At 71.3% G+C, this 2,340-nt stretch carries 2 protein-coding genes and 1 pseudogene; 1 reads left to right on the forward strand and 2 read right to left on the reverse strand.

Annotation, left to right across the window (positions count from 1 at the left end; genetic code table 11):
- Positions 1 to 31: 31 nt before the first annotated feature.
- Together G6017_RS06770 and G6017_RS06775 are read right to left on the reverse strand one after the other, a co-directional pair.
- Complete coding sequence (locus G6017_RS06770) at positions 32 to 1,555, reverse strand: CCA tRNA nucleotidyltransferase (RefSeq protein ID WP_182616599.1); 1,524 nt, start codon at positions 1,553 to 1,555, stop codon at positions 32 to 34.
- 70 nt (positions 1,556 to 1,625) lie between these two features.
- Complete coding sequence (locus G6017_RS06775; protein ID WP_179523994.1) at positions 1,626 to 1,958, reverse strand: putative quinol monooxygenase; 333 nt, start codon at positions 1,956 to 1,958, stop codon at positions 1,626 to 1,628.
- Positions 1,959 to 2,145: 187 nt separating this feature from the next.
- Here G6017_RS06775 and G6017_RS16485 point away from each other — a divergent pair.
- Positions 2,146 to 2,340, forward strand: a pseudogene (locus G6017_RS16485) (hypothetical protein); the annotation flags it as partial.

A 2,340-nucleotide genomic window follows, 5' to 3' on the forward strand; every position in this document is an offset into this window, starting at 1 on the left:
GAGGCGAGATAGCGGTCGACCGCGCCGCCGATCACGCCGGGTCGCCGTTCTCCGGGCGGTCGTTCTGCCCGGCCCACCAGCGGAGGAGCTCGGCCTCGGCCTCGTCACGGTCCAGCGGGCCGCGGTCCAGGCGCAACTCCTTGAGGAACGCCCAGGCGCGGCCGACGTCGGGCCCGGGCTTGAGGTCGAGCAGCGTCATGATCTCGTTGCCGTCGAGATCCGGCCGGACCCGGGCCAGGTCCTCCTTCTCCTCGATCTCGGCGATGCGGTGCTCCAGGGAGTCGTAGCTGGCCTGGAGCCTGGCCGCGCGTCGCTTGTTCCTGGTGGTGCAGTCCGCCCGGACCAGCCGATGGAGGCGGGGGAGCAGATCGCCCGCGTCGGAGACGTACCGGCGCACGGCCGAGTCGGACCACTGCCCCTCGCCGTACCCGTGGAAGCGCAGGTGGAGGAACACCAGTCCCGAGACGTCCTCGATCATCTGTTTGGAGTACTTGAGGGCGCGCATCCGCTTGCGCACCATCTTGGCGCCCACCACCTCGTGGTGATGGAAGGTCACACCGCCGCCGGGTTTGGCCGCACGCGTGGCGGGCTTGCCCACGTCGTGCAGCAGCGCCGCCCAGCGCAGCACCAGGTCCGGCCCCTCGGGCTCCAGGTCGATGGCCTGCTTGAGGACGGTGAGCGAATGCCAGTACACGTCCTTGTGCTGCATGTGCTCGTCGCGCTCCAGCTTCATCCCCGGCACCTCGGGGAGCACGCGGTCGGCCAGTCCGGCCTCACACAGCATGTTGATCCCGTCGATCGGGTAGTCGCCGAGGATGGTCTTGTCCAGCTCGGCGCGGACCCGTTCGACGGTGATCCTGTCGATCTCGGCGGTCATCTCCGTCATCGCCCGGAACACCCGCGGCGCGAGGGAGAAGCCCAGCTGGGAGACGAACCGGCAGGCGCGCAGCATGCGCAGCGGATCATCGGAGAACGACTGCTCCGGGGCGGCAGGGGTGTCCAGCACCCCGGCGAGCAGAGCGTCCATCCCGTCGAGCGGGTCGCAGAACTCGTGACGCCCGTCGGGGTGCAGGCGCACCGCCATGGCGTTGACCGTGAAGTCGCGGCGGACCAGGTCGCCCTCGAGGGTGTCGCCGAAGACCACCTCGGGGTTCCGGGTCACCCCGTCGTAGGAGTCCGCGCGGTACGTGGTGATCTCGATCTGCTGCTCGATACCGGAGGCGTCGTGCTTGACCGCCGAGAGGGTGCCGAACTCGATCCCGGTGTCCCACACGGTGTCCGCGTAGGACTCGAGGATGCCGCGGACCGTGTCGGGTCGCGCGTCGGTGGTGAAGTCCAGGTCGGTGCCGAGTCGACCGAGGAGGGCGTCGCGCACACTTCCGCCGACCAGGTAGAGCTCGTGGCCGGCCTCGCCGAACGCGGCCGCGAGAGGGGCCACCACGTCCGCGTGGTCGTTGAGAGTCGTCTGGGCGCCCGCCAGGAGCCGCACCCGCCGCGCCTCGTACTCCGCCGGGTCGGGCGGGGTCCCCGGTCCGTCCTGCAGTCCGGAGAACACCGCCGCGTCGTGGCGGTCCGATGAGGCGCGCGGGTCTGGGTGGGGGTTGCGGGCTGTCACAGCGGAGACCTTACCGAGTCGGTCCGGCCACCTTGGACCACAGCGGCTCCACGGCCTCCACCTCCGGGGGGCCGGTCAACAGGTCACCCGACTCCTCCAGGTACGCCAGGTACGCGGGGTTTCCGAGGAACTCCTGTGCCGCGGCGGCGTCGCGGTACTGCTGGAACACCAGCAGGACGTCGGGGTCGGCGTGGGACGCGCAGAACACGTACGCCCGGTGCCCGTCGTTCGCCTGCACCGCGTCCGGCATGTGCCGGCGCCACACCTCGACCAGCTCGTCCCGCCGCCCCGGCTTGGCCCGGTGACGGAGGACCAGGGCGTGGCCTGCGGATCCTGAGCTCATGTCGCGGACTCTAGCCGTGGCCCACCCGCCGACACCTGACCTGACCGTATCCGCGGGCGGCACGCCGACGATTTACGGAACACGCGACACCGGCCGGTAGCATCGATGGGTGTCCGAAGCCGAACGCCCCGTCGAACCGCGCGCTAACCCGCCGCGGCGGCGTCGTGCACGCCGGGCCGCCGGATCCGTGACGCCCACCTCGGATTCCGCTGGTCAGGGCTCCGAGCGCAGCTCCGGCCAGCGCTCCGACGGCCAGCGGACCGCGCAGGGACAGGACAAGCCCCAGCACCACCGGAGCAGCCAGGGCGGCCAGGGCCAGAAGTCCGGCAGATCCGGTCAACCCGCGCAGTCGGGCCAATCGGGCCAGTCGGGCCGGCCCGCG

Origin of the sequence: Dietzia sp. B44, from assembly GCF_014145245.1 — a bacterium.
Lineage (GTDB): Bacteria > Actinomycetota > Actinomycetes > Mycobacteriales > Mycobacteriaceae > Dietzia > Dietzia natronolimnaea.